Annotated in this window: 24 protein-coding genes and 1 pseudogene; 24 read left to right on the top strand and 1 reads right to left on the bottom strand. The window is 57.6% G+C overall.

From position 1 onward, the window contains the following. Positions 1-656: 656 nt before the first annotated feature. Positions 657-1,409, bottom strand: coding sequence for a LexA family transcriptional regulator (locus tag ACE3SE_RS20330; protein ID WP_374557853.1), 753 nt, complete (start codon positions 1,407-1,409; stop codon positions 657-659). A 167-nt stretch (positions 1,410-1,576) separates the two neighbouring features. On the opposite strand from ACE3SE_RS20330, the gene ACE3SE_RS20325 reads away from it, so the two are divergent. The 24 genes and pseudogenes from ACE3SE_RS20325 (at position 1,577) to ACE3SE_RS20210 (ending at position 19,388) form a co-directional block, all read left to right on the top strand. Further along, the gene (locus tag ACE3SE_RS20325) at positions 1,577-1,894 is read left to right on the top strand and encodes a helix-turn-helix domain-containing protein (RefSeq protein WP_374557851.1); all 318 of its coding nucleotides are present in this window, start codon (positions 1,577-1,579) and stop codon (positions 1,892-1,894) included. A 61-nt stretch (positions 1,895-1,955) separates the two neighbouring features. Beyond that, positions 1,956-2,429, top strand: coding sequence for a hypothetical protein (locus tag ACE3SE_RS20320; RefSeq protein WP_374557849.1), 474 nt, complete (start codon positions 1,956-1,958; stop codon positions 2,427-2,429). Positions 2,430-2,432: 3 nt separating this feature from the next. Then, entirely contained in the window at positions 2,433-2,654 is a 222-nt protein-coding gene (locus ACE3SE_RS20315; RefSeq protein ID WP_374557847.1) for a hypothetical protein, read from the top strand. 288 nt (positions 2,655-2,942) lie between these two features. Beyond that, positions 2,943-4,601, top strand: coding sequence for a DNA-binding protein (locus ACE3SE_RS20310; RefSeq protein WP_374557845.1), 1,659 nt, complete (start codon positions 2,943-2,945; stop codon positions 4,599-4,601). 35 nt (positions 4,602-4,636) lie between these two features. Next, positions 4,637-4,984 (top strand): hypothetical protein, encoded by a 348-nt coding sequence (locus ACE3SE_RS20305; protein WP_374557843.1) that lies wholly within the window; start codon positions 4,637-4,639, stop codon positions 4,982-4,984. Positions 4,985-5,112: 128 nt separating this feature from the next. Then, positions 5,113-5,664 (top strand): phage virion morphogenesis protein, encoded by a 552-nt coding sequence (locus tag ACE3SE_RS20300; RefSeq protein WP_374557841.1) that lies wholly within the window; start codon positions 5,113-5,115, stop codon positions 5,662-5,664. A gap of 199 nt (positions 5,665-5,863) precedes the next feature. Then, positions 5,864-6,673: a phage protease gene (locus tag ACE3SE_RS20295; RefSeq protein ID WP_374557839.1), complete on the top strand. Its 810-nt coding sequence runs from the start codon at positions 5,864-5,866 to the stop codon at positions 6,671-6,673. A 1-nt stretch (position 6,674) separates the two neighbouring features. Beyond that, positions 6,675-6,989, top strand: coding sequence for a major capsid protein (locus ACE3SE_RS20290; protein WP_374557837.1), 315 nt, complete (start codon positions 6,675-6,677; stop codon positions 6,987-6,989). A 159-nt stretch (positions 6,990-7,148) separates the two neighbouring features. Next, positions 7,149-7,346 carry a Com family DNA-binding transcriptional regulator gene (locus tag ACE3SE_RS20285; protein ID WP_374557835.1) on the top strand — a complete coding sequence of 66 codons (198 nt, stop codon included), beginning with the start codon at positions 7,149-7,151 and terminating at the stop codon, positions 7,344-7,346. Further along, positions 7,309-7,395: pseudogene (locus ACE3SE_RS20280) on the top strand (DNA adenine methylase); the annotation flags it as partial. The gene ACE3SE_RS20285 and the pseudogene ACE3SE_RS20280, both read left to right, overlap by 38 nt. Positions 7,396-8,330: 935 nt before the next feature. After that, a complete protein-coding gene (locus ACE3SE_RS20275; RefSeq protein ID WP_374557833.1) occupies positions 8,331-8,762 on the top strand; it encodes a gp436 family protein in 432 nt (143 codons plus the stop codon). Continuing rightward, positions 8,762-9,190, top strand: coding sequence for a phage tail terminator protein (locus ACE3SE_RS20270; protein WP_374557831.1), 429 nt, complete (start codon positions 8,762-8,764; stop codon positions 9,188-9,190). The genes ACE3SE_RS20275 and ACE3SE_RS20270 overlap by 1 nt, the downstream gene beginning before the upstream one ends. 14 nt (positions 9,191-9,204) lie before the next feature. Next, on the top strand, positions 9,205-9,393 hold the full coding sequence (locus tag ACE3SE_RS20265; protein WP_374557830.1) for a DUF7210 family protein: 189 nt from the start codon (positions 9,205-9,207) through the stop codon (positions 9,391-9,393). Further along, the gene (locus tag ACE3SE_RS20260) at positions 9,390-9,656 is read left to right on the top strand and encodes a hypothetical protein (RefSeq protein WP_374557828.1); all 267 of its coding nucleotides are present in this window, start codon (positions 9,390-9,392) and stop codon (positions 9,654-9,656) included. The genes ACE3SE_RS20265 and ACE3SE_RS20260 overlap by 4 nt, the downstream gene beginning before the upstream one ends. Before the next feature lie 49 nt (positions 9,657-9,705). Next, positions 9,706-10,065, top strand: a complete 360-nt coding sequence (locus ACE3SE_RS20255) for a hypothetical protein (RefSeq protein ID WP_374557826.1) — start codon at positions 9,706-9,708, stop codon at positions 10,063-10,065. Between the two features lie 115 nt (positions 10,066-10,180). Further along, the gene (locus ACE3SE_RS20250; protein WP_374557824.1) at positions 10,181-12,928 is read left to right on the top strand and encodes a tape measure protein; all 2,748 of its coding nucleotides are present in this window, start codon (positions 10,181-10,183) and stop codon (positions 12,926-12,928) included. Between the two features lie 2 nt (positions 12,929-12,930). Beyond that, positions 12,931-13,356, top strand: coding sequence for a hypothetical protein (locus ACE3SE_RS20245; RefSeq protein ID WP_374557822.1), 426 nt, complete (start codon positions 12,931-12,933; stop codon positions 13,354-13,356). Further along, positions 13,353-14,000 carry a hypothetical protein gene (locus ACE3SE_RS20240; RefSeq protein ID WP_374557820.1) on the top strand — a complete coding sequence of 216 codons (648 nt, stop codon included), beginning with the start codon at positions 13,353-13,355 and terminating at the stop codon, positions 13,998-14,000. Before ACE3SE_RS20245 ends, ACE3SE_RS20240 begins: the two co-directional genes overlap by 4 nt. An 89-nt stretch (positions 14,001-14,089) precedes the next feature. After that, entirely contained in the window at positions 14,090-16,144 is a 2,055-nt protein-coding gene (locus ACE3SE_RS20235; protein WP_445290656.1) for a hypothetical protein, read from the top strand. Further along, the gene (locus ACE3SE_RS20230) at positions 16,141-16,500 is read left to right on the top strand and encodes a hypothetical protein (RefSeq protein WP_374557818.1); all 360 of its coding nucleotides are present in this window, start codon (positions 16,141-16,143) and stop codon (positions 16,498-16,500) included. Before ACE3SE_RS20235 ends, ACE3SE_RS20230 begins: the two co-directional genes overlap by 4 nt. Before the next feature lie 3 nt (positions 16,501-16,503). Next, positions 16,504-16,878, top strand: a complete 375-nt coding sequence (locus ACE3SE_RS20225) for a hypothetical protein (protein ID WP_374557816.1) — start codon at positions 16,504-16,506, stop codon at positions 16,876-16,878. Next, positions 16,875-18,149, top strand: a complete 1,275-nt coding sequence (locus ACE3SE_RS20220; protein WP_374557814.1) for a hypothetical protein — start codon at positions 16,875-16,877, stop codon at positions 18,147-18,149. Before ACE3SE_RS20225 ends, ACE3SE_RS20220 begins: the two co-directional genes overlap by 4 nt. Positions 18,150-18,237: 88 nt before the next feature. Beyond that, a complete protein-coding gene (locus ACE3SE_RS20215; RefSeq protein WP_374557812.1) occupies positions 18,238-18,387 on the top strand; it encodes a hypothetical protein in 150 nt (49 codons plus the stop codon). A gap of 827 nt (positions 18,388-19,214) precedes the next feature. Further along, positions 19,215-19,388: a hypothetical protein gene (locus tag ACE3SE_RS20210; protein WP_374557810.1), complete on the top strand. Its 174-nt coding sequence runs from the start codon at positions 19,215-19,217 to the stop codon at positions 19,386-19,388. Positions 19,389-19,568 lie beyond the last annotated feature (180 nt).

Here is a 19,568-nt window from a genome sequence, read left to right as displayed (position 1 = left end):
CATTGCGGATGTAAATCCTGTATTTGTTACGTAGCGGTGCTGGACCGTGGTCCTGCGCTGATACGTTTAACTGCGCGGTTTGCGGCTGGTCTGGGCTCTGGCAGCTTCAACCAGTGTCCTTACCAAACAAGTACCTTACCAACGCAGCCACCAGGCCCCGTCAAGCATGCCGACGGGTGGCGCTGCGGCGGTTTTAAGCGGCTGGCTGTTTGAGCGATTGGACGTTAGCCAATCGCGAGTTCCAGCCGTGCCGCAGCAGCGTCAGGTCCCGGAGGGACGCCGCAGGCCATGCTTGTCGGGGTGGCCTTGGAGGTGAAGGAGGGCTTGGCCAGGCAAGCCCTCCTTCCCGTCCGCCGCGCGGAAGCGGCATGCAAATCATCATCCGCGTAGCGGATTTCTAACTCGCACCTTCCAACGAAAAACCAACAGCAAAATCAACTTCGCGGGTCTCGCCCCGCCGTTGTGGTGTGCTGAGGTTAATTGCACAGGGAGAAGCCGGCGGGACTAGATGGGATGAAGCGGGATCAGCCGCGCCAGGCAAGCGTTTCAGCTAATCGACCGCCTCAGAGTGCCCGCCGTTAAAATTTTGCGAAAGAGTCGCGCTAAAAAGGCCAGAAATGGCACTTTTAGCAAGTTATTTGCACTGACATCAGACGTCAGAGCTGGCGGCCAAACCAGACCACACGGCCAACGACTGCAAAATCACCACCAGGATTGTTCAGATCAACTTCAAACGGCTCATAGGACTCATTGGCACTCAGTATCTTGAGACGACCGCCAATTAGCTTCTGCACCCGCTTAACAAGCAAGTCCCCCTCAATGCGCAGCACATACAGCCCAGTTGTTGGCGACGTGTCTGCGTGATTAACCAGGATGACATCCCTGTCATTCAGAACCCCCTCCATTGAGTCCCCCTTTACCGATAGGACTGATAGGTCCTTGGGGTCAATTCGCAGGAAGTTATCTATCCAGTAGCGCCGGAAAGACATGGAGAACATGGGCTTTTCACCAGCTACTGCCGCGCCATGCCCTGCTGCAGCCTTGAGATTGTAGCGAGGGATGAAGACGAACTCAGAAAGGTCGACCGGGTTGCCTAAGGTATCAGAGCAACTACAAGACTCCATTAGGACTGCAGCACCATCCGATTTTCTGGAAGCACCGTCGATGAACATTTTTCCTTCACCGGTTGCAACCCATTCCAGGGACACGCCCTTAGTCATTGCAAGTCGTGCCAATACTTGAAACGGAGGGGCTTGCTCTTCCGCTATGTAGCGACGGAGAGAAATGACACTCACGCCTGCCGCCGCTGCAGCCTCAGTCCTGGTTCCATATTGATCAGCAACCAATCCTATGCGAGTTCCGATACCTTCTCCTGGAATCGGAACTGATTCAGCAACATTATTTTTCATTTCGCATTTGCTCTTATGTCATTGATTAATCAGTAAAAGCATCAGTTTTGTTTTGTTTGTGCAACAAATCTGAATCAGAAAAGAATCAGAACTGATGCATTTCGATTGACCATGCATCGTATGTGAGCGTAGGATGTGTTCACCTAATCACCGCAAGAGATTAAGAAATGAGCACATCCTCAACCCAAAAAAAACCCGCCGAGGATTGGCACCGGGCGGATATTGTGGCGGCCATTCGTAAAGCAGGCTGGTCTCTTCGCAAGCTGTCTATCGGGGCCGGTTTGAGCCCCAGTGCATTGAACAATGCCTTGGATAGACCGTGGCCGAAGGCAGAAAAAATCATTGCTGCTGCCGTCGGCGTTGAGCCGGAGACCATCTGGCCAAGCCGCTACGCAAAGCGCCATTTTAAGCCAGTTTTTCCAACCATTCCTCCTTCTTCCGCAAATACCCCGGCGGCATCACGTTCTGCCGTTGCTGTTGAGTGAATGGTAGGGACGAACTGACCAAATGGCCACCACACAGATTCCCTTTGGCAGGAGTGATGCCATGAGAAACCAATGCGGGAAATCCCGCAGGCCCACAAGCCTGGCCGAGGCTTTTGATCTTGATGAAGCCAATGCCCTGAAAGCATACCGCCGCCCGCGTAAGCAGATGGAAGAGCTGATGGGAACCAACCGCTCAACCTACGCCCGCTGGGTGTCCGACTGCGAGATGCCTGCCGGCCGCTTGCTGCAGTTCTCGGTGTTGTGTGGTTCGGCAAATGTCATTGAGTACCTGGCCATTGCCTGCGGAAAGCTGGTTGTCAGCATCCCGACTGGCAAAAAGGCCAAGGCCAGCGACCTGGGCGAAATGCAGGCCAACTTCGGCAAGGCCGTGATGCTCCTGGAGCAGTTTTACCGAGGTCAGTCCGATCTATCAGAAACACTGGGCGTGCTGAACGAGGTGCTCTCACAGGTGGCATACCACCGTGAGAACGTCATCAAAACGGGGCAGCCGGAACTTGAACTGTTTGAGGAGTAAAAGATGAAAAAAGCAAAGAAGGTTTCTGGAACCATGACCAATAAACCGTGGTTTATCCGCATTCAAAAACAACTGATTCAGGCCGCGCTGCCGAATAAAAGCAAAAAGCAGTATGTCCAGCTTTGTAGCTGTGGCTGGTCATTGCCAAAAGGAGAGGCAGTCAAAGCAGATGTTGATGCCTTGTTCTGCCCGAAGTGTGGGGCTAAGCGTCGGATTGGATCTTAAAGCTCTTTCCGCAGCCACTGCAGTAATCGCCCTTGTACCAAATAGGACGTTCGCACGCTGTACAGGCAGTAACCATCGGTGAGCCGCATTTTGGACAGAAAGCGCAATGAGCCATGCCACTGTCAGTGATGTTCTCCGTGAAGTGGCAAGTGCTGTTAGAGCACACCGAAAAAAGTTTCACTTTCCCCATGAGGACACTCCAATGAAGGTTTATGACATGCAAGTGAGTAGCCTGCATCGCCATTCTACCCAGATTGGCAGAGGCCTCGCCCAACAAGGAGGCCGGGCATGAGCCAGGTCGAACTCAAAACCCACTACAGCGCGGCTGAATTGGCGGAAATGAAACTGCCTGGCATGCCTGGAACCGAGCGTGGAATTCACATCATGGCCGGGCGTGAGGGGTGGAAAAGCCGCAGAAAGACAAAAGGGAAAGGCTGTGAATATGCCCTCACCAGCCTCCCTGACGCAGTTGTCCGCACCATTAAGGACCGCCTGGTTACGTCGATGATTGCCGCTCCTGCTGTATCCGTACCTGCCTTGCCGATGAAGGCCGCGCAGATGGAGCTGGCACTGACTAGCCGTCAGCAAACTGTTGAAGGGGCCCGCAAGGGTGTGCTGGTTGCCATTGAGCGCCTGATGGCGGGCTGCGGTGTTACCCGTGAAGCTGCTATTCACACCATGTTGACCCAGGCGAAGGCCGGTACTTTGGACCCTCACCTGGAGCGGATGCTGTGTGCCGCTCATGATGGCCGGGGCCGCAAGGGCGATAGCCCATACCCATCTGTACGCAGCATCAAAGGCTGGCGCGCACTTGAAAAACAAGGGCAGCTTGCCCCGAAAACTGCGGTTAGCGCCGTGTTGGAAATTCCTGCCTGGGCCAAGTCTTTCCTCGATTACTGGCAAGTGCCTTCCAAACCGAGCGTATCCCATGCCTATGAGCAATTTGCACGGGATTGGACCGATAGCCCGGAAATGCTGCCATCCATTCACCAGGTGCGCCGCTTCATCGGCAAGTTGGGCACGGTCTCGCGGGAAACTGGTCGTATCGGCCCGCGTGAGATGAAGAACATCAAGCCCTTTGACTTGTCGGTCCACGTCCCCTTGATTGAGATGCAGAACTTAGTCAAGCGCGTGCCCTTCATCCTTGAAATGCGCAATGTGCCCTTCCGTCAGCAAGAGCAAATCACCTTCCACTTGCTGGATAACCTGCCGGGCTTTGCCGGTGGCGCATTTGATGCCCGTGGCAATGGCCAGTATCTGGCCGAGGTCGCCATGCAGCGCTACGGGGCGGATCGCATCCACCAGGTGATGCTGTCAGAAAGCTGGTACCGCGAACACATGCCCCCGGTTAAGGCCGCCCTGGAAGACGGTGACCTGGACGGGCTGCCGAAGGACAAGGATGTGCTGGCCGACATGCGCGCCGTGCAGATCATTAAAGGGGTGCCGCGTATCCCGGACACCCGCACGACCGGTGAAGACAAGGGAAAACGCCACGGTGACGTGGCGGTCGGGGTAGCACTGGCTGTCTATGCGTCCCGCGTGATTGATGCCGCACCGCTGGCCACCAGGGGATATCGCAGCAGGAGCTGCGTGACAAGTACGGTAAGGACGGCCCGGATACTGCACCGGTCATTCAGACGCGCCGGGTTGAGCAGGACGATGGCAGCGTGGTCTATGTGCCCGACGGCATCGACTTCGGCTGGGACTATGCCCCTGGCCAAGCCTATGTCGGCAAGCTGCTCCTGGACAAGGCCGCGACTACCTCGGCGCGGATCGGCGCGGATGCTATCCAGAGTGCGGTCAACAATATCGACGCCCTGGACAAGGTCATCCAGGAACGGTGGCAGCCGCTGGTACAGCAGATCTACCCGGACCCGGCCAACTACCGGCCGACCAAGCAGCGTTTCCACATCGGTGCACTCTCGCCGCAACTGGTCGACAAGATAGAACAGGCTACGGGCGAGCCGCTGGCCACGGCCGTGGTGTCGGTCGACGACAGCGAGGTCAAGCATGCGCTGCGCGATACCGGAGCCAAGGCGGACAAGCGCCTGACCCTGGACGACGCCATGCAGGCTGTCGTCGGCATGTGGGAGCCAGAGCGCGTTTATCAGCAGATTGATCATGGCAAAGAGGAGCCTGTTTATCTGGCGGTCTGGCAAGCCGCAGATGGCAGCCGGCATGTTAAAGCAGCGATTAACGTGAACTACCGGACCAAGGACAAGGATGCATCAGGTAAGCGCTATACCTTGCAGACAAACACGTTGCTGACCCTGGGCTATGTGGACCTGCGGGATTTGGATAATCCGCAGCTTTACAAGCGGATTCTATAGAAGGGGGGAAACCGTGCCGGCAGGGACGCCACCCCCCTGCGTGTGCACGCCCCGTCCGCTGGGAGAGGCCAACGGGGGTTGCAATACGTACAGCGCTATTTCACGTATTCCAGCACGGTATATTCATTATGAGTGACAACAGCTTTGAAATCCAAGTCATCAACGACAGTGTCGGCCAGGCACTGCGCGAACTGTTGGCCCAAGCCCACAACCTGCGACCGGCACTGCTGGACTTTGCCGAGTGGGCCAAAGCCGAGACGGACCAGCGCTTTGCCGACCAGGCCGACTGGCATGGCCAGCCCTGGGCACCTAATGCCGAGCTGACGCTGGCCAACTACCTGCGCAACCATGGCGGCAGCAAGAACTTCAAGAAGGACGGCAAGCTGAGTGCGGCAGGGACCAAACGGCTGGCGGCCAAGCGTATCTTGCAAGTGGACGGTACGCTGCGCCGGGCCGCATTCAGCTATGACGCCACCAGCGACAGCCTGCGCTTCGGCCCCTGGGGTAATGGCCTGGATGCTTATGCCGCTATCCAGAACTTTGGTGGCCAGGCAGGCAGAGGCCTCAAAGTCACCATTCCGATGCGCCAGTACTTGCCGGTCGATGTCGACGGTACACTGGCCGACCCTGCAGAAGCCAAATTGCTGGACATACTGGCCACCCATTTCCAGCAAAGCTGACTTTCCCCATAAACCGCCCTTGGCGCATGCGCAGTGCAGGCAGACCGCAAAGGGCCGGTAGCAGTGGGGTAAAACGCCGTCTACCCCCGTTAACGCGTGTTAATTCCTAACTCAGACAGCCTGCCGCCCGCTGCATCTGCTCTGTTTGCGCATTTACCGAACCCTTTCCCCCGTTTTTGTCCTCACCAGGCTGCGCACAATGCAGCCCATGAAGCTCATTCCCGACGACGTTCTCCGCGCACTCAACAGTCTGCAGCCTGATGGCCTGCAGCGGGCGAGCTGCGCCATCGCGCTCTCCATCGCCCTAGCGCTGGGACCGAATGGTGAGCCGCCCGAATGGTGCCCGGTCATTCCGGCTGGCACGTTCATGGGCCGCGATGGCCGTGGACCATGGCATACCGACACCGCAGCCGTCCTGGCTGACTTTGCGGCAAACCAGGCGAAGGGTATTGATCCGGTGGTCGATTACGACCACCTCAGCATGGTGTGCCTGCAGACCGGACAGAAGGCCGAGGCTGCTGGCTGGATCAAGCAGCTGGAGATTCGGAATGGCGAGACCTGGGCGCGCATTGAGTGGAATGCCGATGCTGCCCAGGTGATCACGGCCAAGAAGTGGCGCTACCTGTCACCCGTTTTCGATTTTGATGCCAGCGGCCGCGTGGTCCGCCTGGTCGCCGTGGGGCTGACCAACCAACCCAACCTGATTTTACGTGCCCTCAACTCACAGGAGAACCGCATGGACCCGATTGACCAGCTGCTGCAGGAGCTTGGTATCAGCATCAGCGATGCCATGGATGCAGCCGGCAAACTGTCGGCCGCCTTGAATGCAATCAAGACGCTGAAGGACATCAGCAATTCGACCCAGACCGCCATGAACAGTCTGCGCCAGGCAACCGGTGCCGCTGCCGATGCCGACCTCAAAACGGTGGCCAACAGCATCATGACCGGCTTTGTGCCCAAGGCCGAATACGAGCGCGTGGCCAGCTGCCCAGGAGAACATCGGCGGTGACGTGCGCAACGGCTTCAAGTTTGGCGGTGTGACCTTCGAGGAGTACACCGGTGAAGTACCGACTGCTGATGGCAAGAGCACGGTATCCCTGATCAGTGCAGGAGCTGGCCATGCCATTCCGCTGGGTACCCGTCAGACCTTCCTGATGTACGACGCACCGGGTGATTTCATTGAAGCCGTCGGCACCCTGGGCCAGCCGTACTACGCCAAGATCAAGAACACCGATTTTGACCGTGGTGTGGATGTGCATACCCAGTCCAATCCGCTGCCGCTGTGCGCTCGTCCGGGTGCCCTGGTGGAATTGAAACTGATCTGATGACGCCGTAAGGCGATAGAGAGACAGCGACCGGGTGGATGCTACCAACACCCACCCGGACAGCTGACCGCAGAAGAGACCTGCAGGCCAACCCGAGGCTGCCACTTTCGTGCACGAAAGCCTGGCAATTCTAACGGGTTTTAACGACCTTGCAGAGACATGAACACCGATATTCGCTGTGGCCATTGCGGCCGGAAAATGGCCGAAGGCCAGTACATTACCCTCAGTATCAAGTGTCCGCGCTGCCGGACACTCAATCATTTCAAGGCCACGAGCCACCCACCAGCGCACCAGGGCGTGCCAGACAGGACATCGCCTGATGCAAACCCTTCCGATCATTCCCTGGATAGGCGGTAAACGCCGCCTGGCCAAACACATTCTGCCGCTGTTCCCGGAGCATAAGTGCATGTTCATTGTGCTTTGCACGAGCAAGAGTAGGGATGCTGTCAATGTTCGTGCCACCTCGCAAGCCAGTGGCCTGAACTTCCTCTTCGGTTTCGGCGTGGATAGCTGCACGATAAATTTCCCCGCTACGGGACTTAATGGCTTCGTCACCAAAAATTCGTACCGTCATCAGATATGCAATTTTCCTGACTTCCTTATGGATGACTTTAAGGTCTCCCTCCAGTCTGAGGGAAAGATGTGGATTCGGTTGCGATACCGTCTCGTCTACTTCCATTTTGCGTCCTTTACGGGCGTTATCTCGCAGGAATTGGTTTACTAGTTTTTGCGCAGCATCTCCGAAACCTCGGACGCCTTTTACGGAACCGTTCTCATCGACATCAACGGGGGCTACAAAGCGGAAATCAATGCCCTCTTGCCCAAGAATTGCTATCACCTCCTCGCCGCTTTCGGTAACCACTCCCTTAAGTGTTGCTCTAACCGATCCAGAGCGAGACTTGACGCCTTGTGTTACTGCAAGCAGACGCATAAGCGGATCATTGATTGCGGGGGAGTCGATCTGATCGTTCATGCGAGTGTTCTCTGCTTCGTCTGCAGGAACGGTGAAGCTTTCCGGGGCACCGAATGCCCTAGGAAGGATATGCTCCCCATTGATGTTGGAGATTTCAGCTAGCGGCTTAAGAGTATAGGGGCAGAGGCTTTGTTTCATTGGGCAGAATGACGACTTAAATAGTATGCGTGGGAGGGTGCTGACAGGGACGTCCGCTATCGGAAAAATCCTCAATAGCCGGTATTGGCCGATAGCCATGCTATCACAATGGCATGAATGCTTGCTTCGGTAGGCCAGTAGCCACCCAGACTTAGTATTGTTCAGAGAACTGACAACTACCGAACCCTTTCCCGCCTTTTTTGCACTCCCCATGCCCGCACAATGCGGGCATGACTACTTCTACCCCCTACATCACACAGCAAGGCCTTGAAGACCGTTTCGGGCGGGAGTTCCTGCTGCGTATCACCGACCCAACCAATACCGGAGAGGTCGACCAGGGCAAGGTCAATCGTGCCATCAGTGATGCCACCGAGCTGGTCAATTCCTACCTGGGCAAGCGCTACACCCTGCCAGTGCCGTTTGTACCTGGTGCGCTGGAGCGTGTGGCCGCTGACCTGGTGCGCTATTTCATGTACTCCAGCCAGCCTGGCGAAGAAGTGACCAAGCGTTACGACGACGGGGTGAAGTGGCTCAAGGATGTGGCCAATGGCGTGGTGTCGCTGGGCCTGCCGGTGCCGGAAACCCCGGTCAGCTCTACCGGCAAGGTAGTCATGTCCGGCCCACACCGCAAATTTACCCGCCGCAGCATGAGGGACTACTGATGCGTCCCGACCGACCCGACCACCTCGCCCTGGGCAAACACATCGTCACCCAGCTCAAGGCCCAGATCAGTGATGTCCGCCAGATCGTGCAGCGCGGCGAGTTGACCGATGTGACCAGCGGTGAGCAAGTCTCGCCGTCGTTGTACGTGATCTACGTGCGGGATGTCCTGCCGGGGGATGGTCAGTCGCAGGAGGCCCAGAACCACATCCTGCAGCAATGGATGGTGGTGGCCGCCCTCCAGGGTAGTGCCGACCAGATGCTGGCCAAGGCCGGGGAGCTGCTGGCCAAGGTGCGTGCCGCACTGTTGGGCTGGACCCCGGATGCCGGGCTGTATGACCCGCTGCAGGCGTCCACACCGCCTGCCGCCCTTTATGCGAGCGACTGGGGCTATTTCCCGCTGCTGTTTACCGCTGATTTCTACGCCTGACCGAAAGGAATTCCATGGCTGGCTCAACCCAGAAGGAGCGTGTCGAGCTGCTCCAGGAACACAAAAACGCCGGCACGACCTACCCAGTTGGCGAAGAGCTGGATGTATCACCCAGCACGGCCGCCTGGCTGTACCGCAACAACATTGCCAAGCCGGCAACGGCCAAGCAGTCCATTTCCACTCTCTCGGAGCCTGAAGCATGAGCTATAAGGCACTGCAGGCCAATGTGGTCGAATGGCTGGCCGGCTCCCAGAAAGAGCGCAGCCTGATCTTCCATGGTGTTAACAAGGCCAGCCGCAAGCAGGTGGTGATGGAAGTGTTCCGGGGTAAGTTCGGTTTTGCCGACAAGTACTCCATCCTGGGTAAGGATTTCCGCAGTGCCGGCCTGAAGTTTGAGGTACTGGCAGACCCGCTGCAGACCGGTGACGGCCTGTCGCAGTGGGTACGCGAAACCCTGCTCAGCTAAACCACTACCTCACCGATGGGCGCAGCCTGGCTGCGCCCTGGAGCTTGTCATGCGTATCGAAAAACCCACCCCTATCGGTGACCACGTCATCACCATCCGCGAACTGACCGTCGCGGATATTCGTGCCTTGCTGGTTGAGTCCATGCAGCAGCATGGCGATGTCGGGCTGATCCCGGCGCAGGCTGATCTGGTGCTGAATGCCACCCTGTTGCCGGATCTGCGACTGGACGAGCTGCGCGCCATGGCACCGATGGAGCCTGAGCTGCTGGATAGCCTGGCCGACTCTGAACTGCAGATGCTGCGCGACAAGTGCCGGGAGTTGAACCCGCTTTTTTTCGGCATGAAGGCGCGGCTGGAACAGGCGAAGGCCCAGGCGGAGATGATCGCCCTGGCCCAGCTGAACAGCTAAGCCAACTGGAAACCAATCTGGGCCGGTTGATTGAAGCAGGCCACCCCAATGCAGCGCAATACCCGCTGCGCTTCTTTGCTGCCGTCATTGATGATCTGAATAGCCGAAACGCCACATGAAAACCCTGGAATACCTGATCAAGGCCAACAGCTCCGACTTTGTCACTGCCGTGACCAAGGCGGAAACCATCTATGGCCAGGCACTCAAGGGCATGGCGGACAAGGCCAAGCAGATCAGCCTGTTCAAGCAGGCCAAGGACGAGGCTGACAGCACCGGTACTGCACTGGTCAAGCTGAAGACCACGGCAGAGCAGGTGCGCAAGGCGCTGGGTGACAGTGGCGGCACCTTGCAGCAAAACCAGCAGCTGGCCCAAACCGAAGCAGCCATCAACAAGACCGAGGCCGCCATGCGTGGCCAGGTGGCTGCTGTAGGCTCCATGCGCCAGGCGCTGGCTGCGGCCGGTGTGGACACCCGCAATCTGGCTGCCGAGCAGGACAAGATGGCCAGTGCGATTGCCAGGGCTAGTGGCAATGTGAATGGCCAGCGCCGACTGGACGGTGCCCGTGACGTCCTGGGCATCCGCTCCCAGACCGATATCCAGCGTGAAATCCAGCAGGTGTCGGCTGCATTCTCGCGGCTGAGCCAGAACCCGACCATCAGCATGGCCGAGCTGTCCAGGGCTGCCACAGCCACCAAAGCCCGGATTGCTGAATTGCGCGCCGAGCTGCAGGGCACGATGCCCGCCAGCAGCTTCCTGATGAGCGGTGCCGGCAAGCTGGTGGCCATGGCCTCGGCAGTGGTGTCGCTCAATGCTGCGCTGGCGCTGACCCGCAGCATCTTGTCTACGGCCGGCCAGTTTGAAACCCTACGCACCCAGTTAAACGCCGTTGAAAAATCCGCCACCAAAGGTGGTGAAGCCTTTGCCTATATCAAGCAGCAGGCGGTTAACACCCCGTTCCAGGTCACCAACCTGACCCAGACCTATATCCGGCTGCGTAATTACGGGCTGGACCCGACAGCCGGCAGCATGCAGGCCATCATCGACCAGGCCGCCAAGCTAGGTGCGTCCCAGGAAATGCTGGAGCGCATCACCCTGGCACTCGGCCAAGCGTGGACCAAGCAGAAGCTGCAGGGCGAAGAGATCATGCAGCTCAACGAGGCCGGTGTCCCAGTCTGGGATCTGCTGTCCAAGGCCATGAACAAGTCAGCGGCCGAGCTGATGAAGATGTCCGAAAACGGCCAGCTGGGCCGAGAAGAAATCACTAAGCTGATGCAGGCTATGGAGAACGACGCAGCTGGTGCAGCGGCCTCCCAGATGCAAACCTGGAACGGGGTGGTATCGAATGCCACCGACCTGTGGCAGGAGTTCCTGGACAGCATTGGCCAGGCCGGGCTGTTACAGTTTGCCAAGGACAGCATCAACCAGCTGACGGCTGCGCTGCAGAAGATGAAGGAAACCGGCGAGCTATCCCGGATCGCCCACGACATCGCAGACGCGCTGCAGGCCTTGGGCAAGATTGCCATCGGAACCGCCAAATTCATCACCAACCACCACGATGCCATTCTGGCGGTGGCCACTGTCTATGGAGCGTTGGCCGCCAAGAAGCTGTTTGCTGGCCTTGCTACCGATCTTGTGACGTTTGGTACTGCTGCCAGCAAGGCAGCGACTGCACTGAAGGAGTTGAAAGAGGCCCAAACCGTGGGCGATATCGTTAACACGGTGGTTGGCAAAGGTGGTGTTAAAAAGGCCGCGCCTGCCGTTAAAGCAGCAACCACAGCCAGCACAATTGAGGCAGCGGGAACGGCTGCAGCTGTTGGTGCTGCGACCGGTGGTGCAAAAACGGCTGATACCGCCAGCAAAGTTGGTCAGGCTGCCAGTAAAACCGTGCAAGTCGCATCCCAAGCCGCTAGTAAGGCATGGGGAGGTTTGTCTGCGGAAATGACCCTGGGAGGGACTAGGCTTGTTTCTGTATTTAGTGCGGTAGCGATGCGTCTCGGCTTGGTTACCAGCCAGCAGACGGCAGGCACTACCGGACTGGATAGCGACTTCCAGAAAGCCGCTCGCGATGCTTCTGCCGCAGAAACGGCATTCAGCCGCGTGATGGAGGTGATCAACCAGCTACGCACGAATGGCAAGATCACCGAAGGCGAATTCAACTTCATGAATGACCAGGCAGGCCGCGCCCAGGACAGCGCCGATGCTGGCATGGAGAAGACCGCCAAGTCCACCATGCAAAAGGCCATGGAGCAGATCGAAGCCATCAAGGCCGCTGCTGCTGCCGTACAGAAGCTGGATATCTCGGTCAGCATCAACGACCAGCAGGCCCTGCAGGATATGGACAGCATGATCAACCGTATCCAGCAGGCAGCAACAGCCAAGCCCGTCAAGATTGCCGTGGAGCTGGTGGGGCCGGATGGAAAGTACCGTACCGATGCCCGCAGCGCACTGAGCCTGGTTGACCGTCCTCTGTCCGAAATCCAGTCCAATGCAGAAGGGGGTGCCATTTCTGGCCCCGGTACCGGCACCTCGGACAGCATTCTCAGCTGGCTGAGCAATGGGGAATTCGTGGTCAAGGCTGCAGCCACCAGCTACTACGGCCCCGGCCTGCTGCAGGCCATCAACCAGATGCGCCTGCCACGCTTTGCCGTCGGTGGGGCAGTTGGCCAGCTGCCAGCAGTGAGCCGGGCCATGGCGGGCATCCCGACCATGCAGGCAGCTGCGGCCGCCAGCCAGGCCAGCCAGAAGACCCCACTCAATATTTATCTGCCAGGTCAGGCCGCCCCGGTGCCGCTCTATGGCGATGACGATGCCGTCCAGCAGTTAGTGAAGGCCGCCACTCTGATGAATCTGAAACAAGGCTGAACATGGCAAACGTCCACGAATACGCACTGACGCTGGGCATTGATGGCACGTTAATTCCCATTAAAGCCGTCGTGAAATTAACGCAGACCTATGACCGCGCAGGCGGGCGCAATCTGCTGCGCATGCGCTCCGGGCGAGGCGTGATGCAGTCCCGCTGGGAGAAGGTCCGTTCCGATATCGCCGCCACCGGCTGGATGCCGGCACCACTGGCCGCGCTGGATCAAACCGTCCCCCACGTTCTGGACTGCGCAGCACCCAGGGCGGTGCCCATTGGCACGGTCGTCAGTGAGCGACCTGATATTCCAGGCGTGGTCCGCAATGGCATGTATTACTACTGGCCGCGCCTGACCGGCTTTATCACGATCACCGAGAACACCGATATCCGCTCCGCAAGCTGGGGCTGGAACCTGCATTTTGAGGAGCAATGATGGCAACCCCAAATAGTGATTATTACCCAAGCGTTGCGCCACAGCCCGGTCAGCCGGTTTATCTGGATGGCTGGGAAACTACGCTGACTGCTGAATGGGTTGGAACGGGAACACCCCAGCTGGCGAACTGGATCAATCTGGATACCATCCTGCTCCAGTTTCCCAATTCGTATGCGAATCTGGTGTTTGAATGGGCAGTGGATGGCGTGACCTATCGCCAACCGGGCGTTGCTTATGCAATGGAGGGGCATGTTTATGCCGAGAAGGTCGGCATCGGGATGGCAACCAATGCGGTGTCTTTTGATGATGCCGGCAAACCCATTCCCAACGGAGCCAGAGTTTATATCCCACTCATGGCGGGAGATATTCAGTTCCTGGTTAACTTTTCTCCGGTATTGCTTCCTTATAAGGTGCAGGACAACGCATGGGTTTCTGCGACCACCCACTATTTCCAAAAGCCGTATGGCCCGGATGGAAGGAGATATGTTTTCCCCAATATTGTGGATGGGGATAAGGGCCTGGTATTGCTATGCGCGTTTACCAGCCGTGGCTATGTCGTCATCCAGGAACAAAAGCTGACGGGTGAGCTGAACTGGTTTGATATGCCAGCCATCATCAATAACGGTGGCGGCACACCATCATGATGTTCGGCTTGTCTCCGTTTGGTGAAACCCCGATCGGTCTATCTTCGGCTTCTGCTGGTTCAACGGCTCATGCTGGACAGACCGTCTCCTTGTCGCTTGTGATTACCGTTGCGCATGCCCAGTCTCTGCCTGCAGAGGCATGGGATGTCAGGGTGACGCTGGGTGGGGTGGATGTCTCTGACCGCATTGCCGGGGAAGTCACTATCGAAGCCGAGGAAGACTCGGCCCGTATCGCCACGGTCAGGCTGCTCCTGGTCGCTGGCGAGTCGTTTGCAAGCCTGTCTGGCGCAGTCCTGCTCATTGATGTGCAGCACACCCGCCTGAGTGCCTGGGTACGGCGGTTTACCGGGCGTGTTGCATTGCCGGAGATTGACGCTGAAACCGGCATTGCCACCCTGCATGGTACGGATGGCCGGCGCGACTCGCTGGCCCTGGCCACTCGCACCGAGCTGGATGCCTTGCTCGGTGGCTTCTGGTCGCCCCATGTGTTTGCCCGCTATGCAGACAGCCTGCAGTACGCCCAGGATCGGCTGTCCACACTGCCCGCCGCCTATGATCTTGATGTGTATGGTGCCCCCCGGCTGACGCCGTGGGCCGGTCTGGCTTCCCGGCTGACGTTGACGGACGCTGATCTGCTCGACGGATCACTCGCCATCCAGCCCGCTGCCCGTCAGTCCGTCGTCAATCTGGTCACTAATGACAATATTGGCGTCCAACCGGTCAGTACCACCCCGATTTGCCATCTTGCTGACAATAAAACCCTGACCACTAATCCCCAACCGACCCTGACCGGTATCGCCGTGCCTGGCATGAATATCCGCGTAGACATTGCTGGCCAGGTGCTGACTACTGTGGCGGGCAGTACGGGTTCCTGGTCCGTCACCACCAAGGTGCTGGCCGACGGCCGCTACACCCCCAAGGTCACGCTCAGTGTCGGCGCAGCCTCCTGCATCATGTGGGGTACGCCGTTTCAGGTGGCCCGAGACGGCAAAGGCAGCGCGGTGACCAGCGAGTCAGCCATGGAGCAGGTCGTGGATTGCAGCCTGCAGTATCGCTACCCGCGCCTGCATGAGTACCGCCGTGTCATCAACTGGAGCATGGGCATGTCCTATGGTGAGTTTGTACGGGGACGTAATGGCAAGCCGTTCAAGCTGCCCGAAAAAAGTCTGTTCCGTTCAGCCGTGGAAAGCAGTGGCTGGAAGCTGCGCTCGGAGGCCTGGACCGCACCGCTGCAGGGCACCCAGTACGTTGGCTATGTGGATGCCTCCGGGGCGATTATTGAAGGAAACCCGTCCTCCAGTGCAGTGGCTATCCTGACCTTCCGCAACGACTATACCGGCCCGGCTGCCGACGATCCGCGCTGTGCCGGCGCACTCCTGCAAATCGCCAGGCGTGTGGTGCAATCCATGACAGAGCGCTGGCGCATTACTGTCCAGGCTCCAGATAGCGTAGCGGCACTGGGTACGTTGAAGAAGCAGGGGCAGACAGTCAGCATGGATGCCTCTGGCCTGTTTGATGCGACTGCTTGGACCGAATCGACAACCATGCAGCCTGATATCGGCACCACCACCACGGACCTGACCACGCTGGCCAGTGCGAGTCGTGATGATGCCAACCTTGCGCTGCAGACGCTGGCGGCCATCGCCCGTCGCCAGATCCTGGCATCGCACCGGACCACCCGAGTGCAATTCAAAGCGCAAAGCAACCCACTGCTGGATGTGGACATGGGTGTGACCTTGAACAGTGTCGACATGCTGGCCAGCGGCAAGGTGGCACGCCTGGTAGAGCATTACGACACCTCTGCCGGCAGCGCCATCACCGATGTGGAACTGGCTATTTCCGGGCTGGTGGCTGCCGGTACTGCCAATAGCGATCCGATCCTGGCACCGGAACTCACCAGCCTGCCGAACATGTCGCAGGCTGATAGCGCGGATCTGGGTACTTGCCTGGAGGGTCTGGGAACCTACAGTGCCACCACCACCGGTTACACCACCGGTGCCGCGGGCGATAGCAGCTCGGCTTATCCCCATGAAGTGGCGATTGCGGTGCCGGATATTCCGGTGTTTTTGACTGACCCTGTTTCGCGGGAGCTGGCCTACAACATCACCGTGGCCATCCCGGTTGATACCCTGGAAATGCGATGAGTCTGACCTTTGGGTTTTATGAAGACGCGGGCCGGACCCTGCCGCTGGCCAGCCTGGCCATCAAGGGCGGCACGGCTACCCGGATCTGGGTGGGAACGGATGGCACCGCCCAAGCCCAGGCCGCGAGTGGCGGCAGCATCACGCTGACAGCCAATGCAGTACTGCCTGGTGTGCCAGCCAGCGCCATCCACCTGGCTACCTCACTGTCTGCGCTGGTCAGCGCCAGTGCCTCCGTCGATCTGGGCCAGGTGGTCAGCGGCATGCAGGCCGTGTGGCTGCTGGTCGACCAGTCCGAGCTGGCGGATGGGGGGTACAGCAATGTCTCCCTGGTAACCAACCCGATCTATGAGAGCTGAGCCATGGCACGGATGAATGCACAGCAGGCAGCAGAAGTCGCCAAGGCTCTTACCGGTCAGAACAATCAACCCACCGCCAGCGGCAACCTGCCGGCAGTCAGCGGGCCGGGTGGTATTGCCGGGGGTATCTTCCGGGGCAAGGCCAAGGAAGCGGCCAGTGCGTCCGGCAGTGCCGGGCTTGCTGCGGCCTATGTTGAAACGGCCCGGACCTATGCGGATGAAACCAACGGCACCGTGATGTATTTCAGTCATGACGGCATGTTCCGCATTGGAATGGTACCGCTCAAAACATTGACGATTGCTGAAGCCACCAGTGCCGGCACTGCAATCAGCGGAACGGCAGTCACCATTACATTCAGCGGAGATGTGCCGCAATGATGGTCAAGCCAGTTAGCCTGGGATTCTTTGGCGGAATGATCAAAGACTGCGGGACAAATCGTCAGGGTAAGTTTATACGCGAAATAGACAGTGCCACGTTCGATTGGGACGGCATAGTCGCTGGCTGGGCACCGTTTAGACCGCATTTCATTCCCGGCACTGGTACCGTCAAGGACGGCGGTTTGCCCGCATACGTAAACGAAATTGCAATACCAGGTGCGCCGCATAATGTCCCAGGCGCACGCAATACCGTTTGGGGGACAGGCCCGACCATGGCGATTTATGGGACTATCGTTCCAAACTACCAAGGCACGGTGTCATGGCTAGTGCCCCTGGCGCTGGGAGAGGTGATCTGGGTGGGAATGCCCGGTGGTGGTGGCTGGGTATCTACGGTACCGATCAATCATCAGCCGTCTATTGCGATGAACAAGCAGGGTGATGACTTCCGAGGCAATCCGCAATGGGTTTCCGCATCATTGAATGGCAAGAAAGCCATCATCAGGGATGATCGGGGCTATTTCTATGAACTAGACATTACTGTCAACAAAGTCGAGAACGTCCAGAACACCTCTACCGACAGCACGGTACGCTATGACATTTCTGCCCAAATTCAGCAGAAAGATAACCCTTTGGTAATTGGGGACAGTGAGAGCTTTAACTCGGATGCGTGGATCATCAAGGACGATGTTCCTGTCGCCTTCAACATGGCGCAAGGCCAGTATGAAACAACAAGTCTGAACTATGTCGAGGTAGGCAGCTTTAATGGGCATTCATACGGTTATGCATGGAAGAAATCCAGGATGGTGGCTCGTGTTGGCTCGTTCACGCATACCAGATACATCGAATCATATGTCAGCGAGTACTCAGGCATGTTCCCCGGTGTCGGTGGGTTTTTGTGCGATATCAACCCTGTCAATGACCCAAGTCTGAACGGGGAAAAAATCAATGCCATGTACAATGAAGTATGGGCAGCCATGCCGCCGGAAGTAACCCGGTGCGAGGTGGCAGGTATCGATATCGGCTATGACCTGGCAACGTATCCTGGATTTTCGAGCAGCCGTATTAGCGTGTACAAGAACCTCGCACAGATCCTGTTATTCGATACCAGTGGCAATCCGCATTACGTTTACTGGGACATGGTGAACGACCGGCCATTCAGTGAGGATCATATCGTGCGCAAGAATGCAGCCGCGACATTTGTCCGAGCACTCTCTCCAGACCGCATTTACCTGTCCGATGACAGCAATGATATGAGCTGCTGGTTTGTGTAGCAGGCCGAACCCCTTCCCCCGTTCCTCCAAAGCAGAAACACCGGACACTTGGCACTCAATGTCCGGTGTTTTGTTTTGAGAGGCCATCTTGCTCCCCTATGTCCGTAAAGACCCGCTAACCATCGTCCAGGGCTGCACCTTCGTGCACACCTGGGAGTGGATTGCCGGTGGCCAGCCTGTCGACCTGACCGGTGCTGAGTTTGAACTGGTGGCTAAGTCCAGCGCGGACATCCGGTAGCCTGCTTTTGTATGCGAAGACAGTAGCAGGTCGAGCGGTACCGCATGTTCTACCTGATGCTGGTGGCGAGTACGCCCTGCAATCTGCTCTTTGGAAGAAGACCATCGGGCTTATCACTGCCTACTATAGCGGGACCAGCTTCTCGGTGTTTGGCGTTGGGGCTGCTACTTCTATAGGTACTAACACCGCTCGTGGCTACTCAAATACGACACTGGCCTCTAGGTCTATCCGGTGGGGGAACGTGTCATCCACTGCAGCTGGTGCATTGTGCGGACTCTACTATTCAACCGCGTGGATGGTGATGGGTGATGGGTCAACCGTAGGACGTGGGTTTTACTGGCAATCGCGTTTTTCTGTATCAGACGCGGCTAGTGTTCTTGGTGCTCGTATGTTTGCTGGGTTGGTGTCGACGACGAGTGCTCCTACTAATGTCGAGCCAAACACACTAACAAATTGCATCGGCGTAGCCCAGCTGTCTGCAGATAGTACGCAGCTGTACCTTGTGTATGGTGGAACAACTGCGCAGGCCGCAGTACCGCTAGGTAGCAATTTCCCGGTGCAGGAAGCTCCTGGCTCAGTGTACGGTGGAACACTGTATGACCTACACATCTATTCTGATCCTGCTCAAAACGGCCAGGTTACCGTGCAAGTAGATCGTGTCGGCACCAGCTACTCGTTCACACAGACCATAGCTTCTGGCGGCTCGTCAGCAATTCTCCCTGCTGCTGGTACCAGGTTATCTCCCACTATTTGGCGTACAAACAATACCACTGCGCTGGCGGTGGGGGTGGACGTTAACCGTATCTACCATGAACTGGAACTTTGATATGTATACCCTAGATATCCATACCGGCATCGTGATCCGCGATATTGACGGTAAGCAGGTAGCTCCCTGTCAGTCGGCGGAAGATCCCGACTTCGTTATCTACCAGAAGTGGGCAAATAGCGGTGGAGAGCCAACTATTGTTGATAGCACACCGATATCAGATCAAGTGATTTAGAGAAGGGTTTAAACGACCGCAATTTTGCGGTCTGTTTTGCATCTATTCCATGTACACCACAGTGCAAAAGCTTGCGCGAAAGTGTGCAAAAGAATCCGCGACGTTACAGCCGTCGAGGTACTTTGCTTTTGCTTCGCCAAAAGAAAGTACCCAAAGAAAAGGCGACCCGCAGCGCGTCGA

Source organism: Aquitalea pelogenes, from assembly GCF_041914625.1.
In the GTDB taxonomy this organism is placed as follows: domain Bacteria; phylum Pseudomonadota; class Gammaproteobacteria; order Burkholderiales; family Chromobacteriaceae; genus Aquitalea; species Aquitalea pelogenes.
The sequence above is the reverse complement of the archived record's forward strand: the minus strand, read 5'-3'. Positions and strand labels throughout refer to the sequence as shown.

Excerpts from the sequence above, each read along its gene's own strand:
- ACE3SE_RS20315 (WP_374557847.1), top strand. The coding sequence starts at position 2,433 with ATGAAAAAAGCAAAGAAGGTTTCTGGAACCATGACCAATAAACCGTGG.
- ACE3SE_RS20220 (WP_374557814.1), top strand. The coding sequence starts at position 16,875 with ATGATGGTCAAGCCAGTTAGCCTGGGATTCTTTGGCGGAATGATCAAA.
- ACE3SE_RS20310 (WP_374557845.1), top strand. The coding sequence starts at position 2,943 with ATGAGCCAGGTCGAACTCAAAACCCACTACAGCGCGGCTGAATTGGCG.
- ACE3SE_RS20330 (WP_374557853.1), bottom strand. The coding sequence starts at position 1,409 with ATGAAAAATAATGTTGCTGAATCAGTTCCGATTCCAGGAGAAGGTATC.
- ACE3SE_RS20275 (WP_374557833.1), top strand. The coding sequence starts at position 8,331 with ATGACTACTTCTACCCCCTACATCACACAGCAAGGCCTTGAAGACCGT.
- ACE3SE_RS20325 (WP_374557851.1), top strand. The coding sequence starts at position 1,577 with ATGAGCACATCCTCAACCCAAAAAAAACCCGCCGAGGATTGGCACCGG.
- ACE3SE_RS20320 (WP_374557849.1), top strand. The coding sequence starts at position 1,956 with ATGAGAAACCAATGCGGGAAATCCCGCAGGCCCACAAGCCTGGCCGAG.
- ACE3SE_RS20255 (WP_374557826.1), top strand. The coding sequence starts at position 9,706 with ATGCGTATCGAAAAACCCACCCCTATCGGTGACCACGTCATCACCATC.
- ACE3SE_RS20230 (WP_374557818.1), top strand. The coding sequence starts at position 16,141 with ATGAGTCTGACCTTTGGGTTTTATGAAGACGCGGGCCGGACCCTGCCG.
- ACE3SE_RS20270 (WP_374557831.1), top strand. The coding sequence starts at position 8,762 with ATGCGTCCCGACCGACCCGACCACCTCGCCCTGGGCAAACACATCGTC.
- ACE3SE_RS20245 (WP_374557822.1), top strand. The coding sequence starts at position 12,931 with ATGGCAAACGTCCACGAATACGCACTGACGCTGGGCATTGATGGCACG.
- ACE3SE_RS20225 (WP_374557816.1), top strand. The coding sequence starts at position 16,504 with ATGGCACGGATGAATGCACAGCAGGCAGCAGAAGTCGCCAAGGCTCTT.
- ACE3SE_RS20250 (WP_374557824.1), top strand. The coding sequence starts at position 10,181 with ATGAAAACCCTGGAATACCTGATCAAGGCCAACAGCTCCGACTTTGTC.
- ACE3SE_RS20285 (WP_374557835.1), top strand. The coding sequence starts at position 7,149 with ATGAACACCGATATTCGCTGTGGCCATTGCGGCCGGAAAATGGCCGAA.
- ACE3SE_RS20260 (WP_374557828.1), top strand. The coding sequence starts at position 9,390 with ATGAGCTATAAGGCACTGCAGGCCAATGTGGTCGAATGGCTGGCCGGC.
- ACE3SE_RS20300 (WP_374557841.1), top strand. The coding sequence starts at position 5,113 with ATGAGTGACAACAGCTTTGAAATCCAAGTCATCAACGACAGTGTCGGC.
- ACE3SE_RS20265 (WP_374557830.1), top strand. The coding sequence starts at position 9,205 with ATGGCTGGCTCAACCCAGAAGGAGCGTGTCGAGCTGCTCCAGGAACAC.
- ACE3SE_RS20210 (WP_374557810.1), top strand. The coding sequence starts at position 19,215 with ATGTATACCCTAGATATCCATACCGGCATCGTGATCCGCGATATTGAC.
- ACE3SE_RS20240 (WP_374557820.1), top strand. The coding sequence starts at position 13,353 with ATGATGGCAACCCCAAATAGTGATTATTACCCAAGCGTTGCGCCACAG.
- ACE3SE_RS20295 (WP_374557839.1), top strand. The coding sequence starts at position 5,864 with ATGCAGCCCATGAAGCTCATTCCCGACGACGTTCTCCGCGCACTCAAC.